General features: G+C 70.1%; 8 protein-coding genes. 3 read left to right on the top strand and 5 right to left on the bottom strand.

Translation table 11 applies throughout. From position 1 onward, the window contains the following. From E1264_RS38305 to E1264_RS38295, 3 genes are all read left to right on the top strand, one after another. Positions 1–995, top strand: a 995-nt coding sequence (locus E1264_RS38305; protein WP_132181758.1) for a sulfatase-like hydrolase/transferase, incomplete at its 5' end; no start/stop codon positions are given. A gap of 388 nt (positions 996–1,383) precedes the next feature. Further along, complete coding sequence (locus tag E1264_RS38300) at positions 1,384–2,040, top strand: DUF4360 domain-containing protein (protein ID WP_165964594.1); 657 nt, start codon at positions 1,384–1,386, stop codon at positions 2,038–2,040. A gap of 716 nt (positions 2,041–2,756) precedes the next feature. Further along, entirely contained in the window at positions 2,757–4,310 is a 1,554-nt protein-coding gene (locus E1264_RS38295) for an acyl-CoA dehydrogenase family protein (protein WP_132181754.1), read from the top strand. 12 nt (positions 4,311–4,322) lie between these two features. On the opposite strand, the gene E1264_RS38290 is transcribed toward E1264_RS38295, so the two are convergent. From E1264_RS38290 to E1264_RS38270, 5 genes are all read right to left on the bottom strand, one after another. Next, positions 4,323–4,904: a GAF domain-containing protein gene (locus E1264_RS38290; protein WP_132181752.1), complete on the bottom strand. Its 582-nt coding sequence runs from the start codon at positions 4,902–4,904 to the stop codon at positions 4,323–4,325. Between the two features lie 59 nt (positions 4,905–4,963). Next, positions 4,964–5,620, bottom strand: a complete 657-nt coding sequence (locus E1264_RS38285; protein WP_132181750.1) for an ATP/GTP-binding protein — start codon at positions 5,618–5,620, stop codon at positions 4,964–4,966. Then, positions 5,601–5,966 carry a DUF742 domain-containing protein gene (locus E1264_RS38280; protein ID WP_132181748.1) on the bottom strand — a complete coding sequence of 122 codons (366 nt, stop codon included), beginning with the start codon at positions 5,964–5,966 and terminating at the stop codon, positions 5,601–5,603. The genes E1264_RS38285 and E1264_RS38280 overlap by 20 nt, the downstream gene beginning before the upstream one ends. Beyond that, complete coding sequence (locus tag E1264_RS38275) at positions 5,963–6,355, bottom strand: roadblock/LC7 domain-containing protein (protein ID WP_279492013.1); 393 nt, start codon at positions 6,353–6,355, stop codon at positions 5,963–5,965. Before E1264_RS38275 ends, E1264_RS38280 begins: the two co-directional genes overlap by 4 nt. A 75-nt stretch (positions 6,356–6,430) precedes the next feature. Next, positions 6,431–6,769: hypothetical protein (locus tag E1264_RS38270; RefSeq protein ID WP_207936793.1), on the bottom strand; the 339-nt coding region annotated here is incomplete at its 5' end.

The following is a 6,769-nucleotide window of genomic DNA, read 5'->3' as shown; positions in this document are numbered from 1 at the left end:
ACCCCACCCTGGCGTCGCTGCTGAAGGGCGCCGGATACGCCACCGCCATGTTCGGCAAGTGGCACTGCGGCTTCCTGCCCTGGTACAGCCCGGTCAAGTCGGGCTGGGACGTGTTCTTCGGCAACCTGTCGGGCGCCGTCGACTACTACTCCAAGGTCTCCGGCTCGGGCGCGGACCTGTACGAGGGCGAGGTCCCGGCCGAGTCCCTCGACTACTACACCGACACCCTCGCCGACCGCGCCGCCGACTTCGTCCGGCGCGACCACGGCGGGCCGTGGCTGCTGAACCTCAACTTCACCGCCGCGCACTGGCCCTGGGAGGCGCCCGGCGACCGGGCGGTGAGCGCGCAGATCACCGCGCGGATCAGGGCGGGCGACTCGCGGGCGCTGTGGCACGACGACGGCGGCTCCCTGGACACCTACCGCAAGATGGTCGAGAGCCTGGACGGCGCCGTCGGACGCGTCCTGCGCGCGCTCCGCGCCACCGGCCAGGAGAAGGACACGATCGTCCTGTTCAGCAGCGACAACGGCGGGGAGCGCTTCTCCTACCAGTGGCCGCTGTCCGGCGGGAAGGGCGGGCTGAACGAGGGCGGCATCCGCGTCCCGAACATCCTGCGCTGGCCCGCCGCGATCCGTCCCGGGCAGGTCAGCCACGTGCCCGTCATCACCCACGACTGGACGGCCACGCTGCTGGACGCCGCCGGAGTGCGCCCGGGCGCCGGGCATCCGCTCGACGGGCACAGCCTCGTCCCGTACCTGCGCCACGGGGCCCGGCCGCCGCGCCGCGACCTGTTCTGGCGGACGAAGCAGGAGCGGGCGCTGCGCCGCGGCGACTGGAAGTACCTGCGCACCGCCTCCGGCGAGAAACTCCACAACCTGGCGGACGACCCGCGGGAACAGGCCGACCTCGCCCGGCGCCATCCCTCCCTGCTCGCGGACCTGCGCGCCGCATGGGAGAAGACCGACCGCGGACTTCTGCCCTATCCCGCGGGTTAAGTGCGAGGTCATCGCGAATGGACGGCATAGGGCCTGTCCAATCGGGAGATGGAAAATTCGCTGCGGCCGGTCGTCACCAGCCTGAATGTCCGTCGGACGGGTAGCGAGCGCCCGCTTCGCCGTCGGTTGCGCGGCGGAAATCCGCCAGCTCAGGGCCCCAGGCGCGCTGACCAGGCATTTTCACACCTCGGACACGATGGAACGTTCCTTGTCAAAAATGCGTGTCGAGCCCTGATGATCAAGGATTGACAGCGGTGGGGGGCCCGGTTAGTCTCCGGTTCAGATGGTGATCAACTCCATTGAGTGGGCGCCTGCAGGAATCGGATTTCGGTGCCCGCATTTCCGGTCGGCCGAAGCCGAGCTCCCCGTCGCCGCACAAGGAATTCGCATGATGCGCAAGGGCATCGCCATTTCCGCCACGAGCGCCGCGGTGCTCGCCGTCCTGACCGCGGCCGCCGTCCCGGCCGCCGCCGGCCCCGCGCCGCGGCTCGTCCCCGGCACCGATGAGATCAAGATCGCGATCGTCGCCTCGGACGGCCCCGGCTGCCCGCCCGGCACCGCCAGGGCCGTCCTCTCGGACGATCGCGAAGCCTTCCACATCGAATACACCGACTTCACGGTCCGGGTGGGCGGCACGGCGAAGCCGACCGACGCGCGCAAGTACTGCCGGCTCTCCGTGAAGGTGTACGCCCCGCAGGGCTTCACTTACGCCATCGCGCAGACGGACTACCGGCTGGGCGTCCACCTGCAGCCCGGCGCGAGGGGTACCCACAAGTCGAGCTACTACTTCCACGGCTCCTCATCGCCCCGGACCACCGAGTTCGCCATGGTCGGCCCCCAGGGCGGCCACTGGCAGTCCACCAACAAGGTGCCGGTGGACCAGCTCGTCTGGAAACCCTGTGACCAGGAGCGGAACATCGACATCAACACCGAGCTGCGCGTCGGGCTGGGAACCTCGGACCCGGCGGAGGCCAGCATGATCACCCTGAACTCCGACAACGGCAACAGGACGAGCTATCACTTCGCCTGGGGGCGGTGCCCGTAACGCCGTCGCGGCCCGTAGCCGCCACCGGGTGGTCGCGGCGGCCCGCGGAGTAATTGGTTTGTGCCAGCGGTGCTGATCACAAGGTTTTCAGCATACCTATCGGCGTCGAACACGCTCCGTTGCGGTTCCCGGTCGCGGGCCGCGCCATGCCGCACGTCCACCCGAGCGCGCGGCTTTCACTTGAGTGAAGGAGAGCCGCGTGTTCTTCATGTGCATTGCGCGCCGGAACGGCCGGTTGGTGCGAATGAGCCGAACGGGATCTGGGATCCGTATAAGATCAAGCCAGTGTGCAGGTCGGCGGCGGATTCGCGAGTGGCGGCGGCCGGGTTCGATTGCGCCATCGGTCGGCGGCGACCCGCGTCCATGCCGGAGAACGGTCCGCTGACCAGGGGCCCATCCGTTCCCGGATCCGGTTTCGGATCCCTCGGCCGGCCCCGGTCACGCCGGTTGCGCGCGCCGCGGAAAAGTTCGCCGGGCCGCGAGTGTGCGCAGGTCAATGAGGTGAAACAGTTTTCACCTGGGCTCACGGTAAGCCAGATGTTCCTTGCGCGCGGTGACAGGGCGATTAACTATGGCGTGGTCGCGCCACAAGGAACGGTTCCGGAGGTGGTCCATGCCCTGATATCGCGCTGATGAATCGACATCGGCGTGCTCTTGATCACGGATCCTGACGACTTCCCCCGTAGAGCCAGGCCCGACCCGTGAGAGCGGACACCATGACGAATGATCTTCTGTCCCTGTCGACGAGCGAATTCATCGGCGGTATCGAGACGGTCGCATCCAAGTTCGATTCCGCGACCTACCCTCAGCAGTATCTCTCCCCCGACGGCTGGGCGCTCCTGGTGAGGGCCGGAATCCGGCTCCCGACCCTGCCGAGACGGTACGGGGGCCGCGACAACCACGCCGAGATGTGCCGGGTCATCGAGACCGCGTCCGAGTCCAACCTCGCTCTCGGCGTGTACGTGACGGTGAACACGGCGCTGGGCCTGCTGCCCATTGTGAAGTGGGCCGGGGAAGAGGTCCAGCAGGAGATCCTGCCGCTGTTCGCCGGCGGCGATCCGCTGATGGCCGGCCTCGCCGCCACCGAACCGGGGGCCGGGTCGGCGCTGTCGGCCATGACGACCACGTTCGAGGAGGTCCACGGCGGCTACCGGATCCGCGGCCGGAAGCACTGGCAGGCGCTCAGCTCGTCCGCGCACTGGTGGCTCGTCGTCGCGAAGAACGTGGACCGCCGCGAGTACGGCTACTTCGTCGTCGAGCGCAGCGAGGGGTTCCGCACCGTCGAGCTGTACGAGGCGCTCGGCCTGAAACTGCTCGACTACGGGGTCAACGACATCGACGTGTTCGTCCCCCGGCACCGGCGGATCAACGCCGAAAAGGCGGGGCTCACCTCCGTGGACCTGTTCATGGCGTCGCGGGCGCTGCTGGCGGCGATGGGGGCCGGGTTCCTGCGCCGCATCAGCCGCGAGGCGCACGCCTACACCGACGGCCGCCAGATCGGGCGCAAGCTGCAGTCCAAGATCGGGTTCGTCGGGTACCGGCTCGCGGCCATCGACACCTCCGCCACCATCTGCGAGGCCCTCGCCCACCACGTGCGGACGGCGCTGGACTTCAAGGCCGACATGACCCCGGCCTTCCCCGCCGTCCAGGCCGTCAAGACCGTCGCCAGCGAGCGGATGGTCAGCGCGGCGCAGCACTACCAGCAGCTCACCGGCGGTGAGGGGTACCGCTGCGGATCGCCGACCAACATCGCCGGCCAGGCGTTCCTGGACTCGCGGGTCTTCACCGTCTTCGACGGCAACAACGACATGCTCAGCCAGCAGCTCGCCGCGTACTGCCTGACCCGGCGGGCCGGGCGCCCCCTCAGCCGGTTCCTCGCCGAATGGCCGCTCACGGCGGCCGGCGTCAGGGCACTCCAGGGCGACCTGAGCTTCCTCGACCAGCGCCTGGCCCAGGAGCACCAGGTCCTGGCCGGCCGCGCCATCGCCTACCTGTTCACGATGTCCCAGGTCCTCGTCTGGGCCGCCGAGACCGGCGCGGACATCGGCAGGGTCCGGCCCGCCATCGAGTTCCTCCGCAACGACGTCGCCGGTGTCGCCGCGGAGTTCCGCCTGCTGGCCACCGGACTGCTCGACACCGGGGCCACCGGGGGGTCCGGGGACACCGGTGGCGGGGTCCGGCCGGCCGGTGGTGGGTCCGGTGGCCGGTCCCGGTTCCCGTTCCGGCGTGGCCAGGGCCGGGGGGAGGCGGCGGCCGCCTTCGGCGACTGACGCCCCGCCGCCCTACCGGCCCGCCAGGCCCTCGCGGCGGTGGATCCGGTCGACCAGGTCGGCCGCCCTCCGCTTCATGAGGTCCAGCCCCGCCCTTCCCCACGGGCGCGGTTCGCTGTCCACGACGCAGATCGTGCCGAGAACCGTGCCCGTGCGGTCCGTCAGCGGGGCCCCGGCGTAGCTGCGGACCATGAGCTTGTCGACGATCGGGTTGCCGGCGAAACGCGGGTAGTCGAGGACGTCGTCGAGGATCAGCGCCTTGCGCCGGACGACGACGTGCGGGCAGTAGCCGGCGTTGAGGGGGACCCGCGCCCCGAGGACCCCTTCCACGACGGCCGCGGCGGCCGGCGGCGTGTACACGCCGCCGATGAACTGGTCGTTGCCGATGAGGTTCACAAAGGCCACCGGCGTGCTGGGAAGCCCGGCGAGCTCCTGCGCGTCCAAGGCGACCTCGTGGGCGAACTCGTCGAACTCGGCCTCCCGCGCCTGACCCAGACCGAGCTCCGCCAGCCGCGCCGCGCGCTGGGGCGCTTCGTGGTCGGGCGGCGCCAGAGGACGGGGGAGTTCGTACGCCTGGTCACTGAACTGGTACATCGCGGGGGCCTCCCTGTATGGGTGTGCGGTGACGGGCCTGAGCATGCGCGCGTGCTGCGTCAGACGGAGTTGACGGAGTTGGAGGCGGAGGGCGTGGCGGACGTGGCGGAGGCGGCGGTGAGGAGGTGCCGGACCAGGGCGCGCAGCACCGCGATGGCGGAGGAGCGGTCCCGCGCGTCGCACAGCACGATCGGCACGCGCGGGTCGAGCCCGAGCGCGGCGCGCACCTCGCCGGTGTCGTAGCGGAACGCGGCGTCGAACTCGTTCACGGCGACGAGGAAATGGGTTCCCCGGTTCTCGAAGAAGTCGACGGCCTCGAAGCAGTCCTCCAGGCGGCGGGTGTCGGCGAGCACGACCGCGCCGAGCGCCCCCGCGGACAGCTCGTTCCACAGGAACCAGAACCGCCGCTGCCCGGGCGTCCCGAACAGGTAGAGAACGATCCCGTGCTGGTCGAAGGTGATCCTGCCGAAGTCGAGCGCCACGGTGGTGGTCGACTTCTCCGCCACGCCGCCGAGGTCGTCGACGCCGACGCTCGCCGCCGTGATGAGCTCCTCGGTGCTCAGCGGTTCGATCTCGCTCACCGAGCCGACGAACGTCGTCTTGCCGACGCCGAACCCGCCCGCGATGAGGATCTTGACCTGCGTGGACGCCGCCGCAGGTTCGCTGTAGGGCGCCTCAGGCCCGTTGCCGGGCGGCTCAGGCTCGTTGTAGGCCATCGAGCAGTTTCTCCAAAAGGGCTCGGTCGTTGGGGTCCGCCGCGGTGTGCGCCATCTGCCGGCTCATCGCCCGGTGGTCCATCAGATCGGCGATGAGGATCTTGGTGACCACGACGGGGAGCCGCAGGTGCGCCGCGACCTCGGCCACGGACGTGGGGGTGCGGCACAGCCGCATCGCCTCGGCGTGCTCCGGGTCCAGGGCGGGGGGAAGGGCGCCGTCCGCGACCACCAGGGACAGCAGGTCCAGCTCGACGCTCGGGCGCGTGCGGCCGTCGGTCACCGTGTACGGGCGTACCAGCGGGCCGGCGCTCTCGTCGATCCAGACCTCCTCCTCGTCGGCCGTCATGGCATCCGGCTCCGGTCGCCCGGCACGGTCGCCGCCGAGCGCGCGGCGGTGTGCAGGAAGGGCCGGACGGCCTTGATCAGCCGTGCCATCTCGAAGCCGACGACGGACGGGTCGGCGTCCGCCCGCGCCAGCACCGCCAGCACGGAGTTGAACCCGGCCCAGGAGATGAACAGCTGGCTGGATTTGAGCTCCGCCACCACCTGCCGCACCTCGTTGCTGTCGTCGAACTTCATTCCGGTGCTCCGCGCGATGGAGAAGAACCCGGACGCGAGCGCGGACAGCTGCTCCGCGCTCGCACGGTCGAAGCCGTGGGCGGCTTTCAACAGGCCATCGGAGGACAGCAGCACGCTGCCGCGTATGACCGGAACCTCCTCGCTCAGCCCCCGCAACAGCCAAGCAAGATCTTGAGCCTGGTTCGGGGAGACAGCACTCAATGGACGCTCCTTACCATTCGTGATGATTCGTCAGCTCGGGCTGTCCGGGCCGTCCGCGGCGCCGTCGTCCTCCTGGACGCTGCGGATTCCCTTCTTGAACGCCGCCATCAATCCGGGGTTGTGCTCGACTTCCTCGTCCTGGTCGTCCTGCTGGAAGACCGGGGCGTCCGCCAGTTCGGGAGGGAGATGCGTCTGGGCCTGCCGCCGTGGCAGCGGCGGCCGCGCATCGCCGTTCCCCGACGCGGTCACCGTGTACGGGCGTACCAGCGGGCCGGCGCTCTCGTCGATCCAGACCTCCTCCTCGTCGGCCGTCATGGCATCCGGCTCCGGTCGCCCGGCACGGTCGCCGCCGAGCGCGCGGCGGTGTGC

Source organism: Actinomadura sp. KC216 (assembly GCF_004348535.1).
GTDB lineage: Bacteria > Actinomycetota > Actinomycetes > Streptosporangiales > Streptosporangiaceae > Spirillospora.
This window is presented reverse-complemented; position numbering and strand designations above follow the sequence as displayed.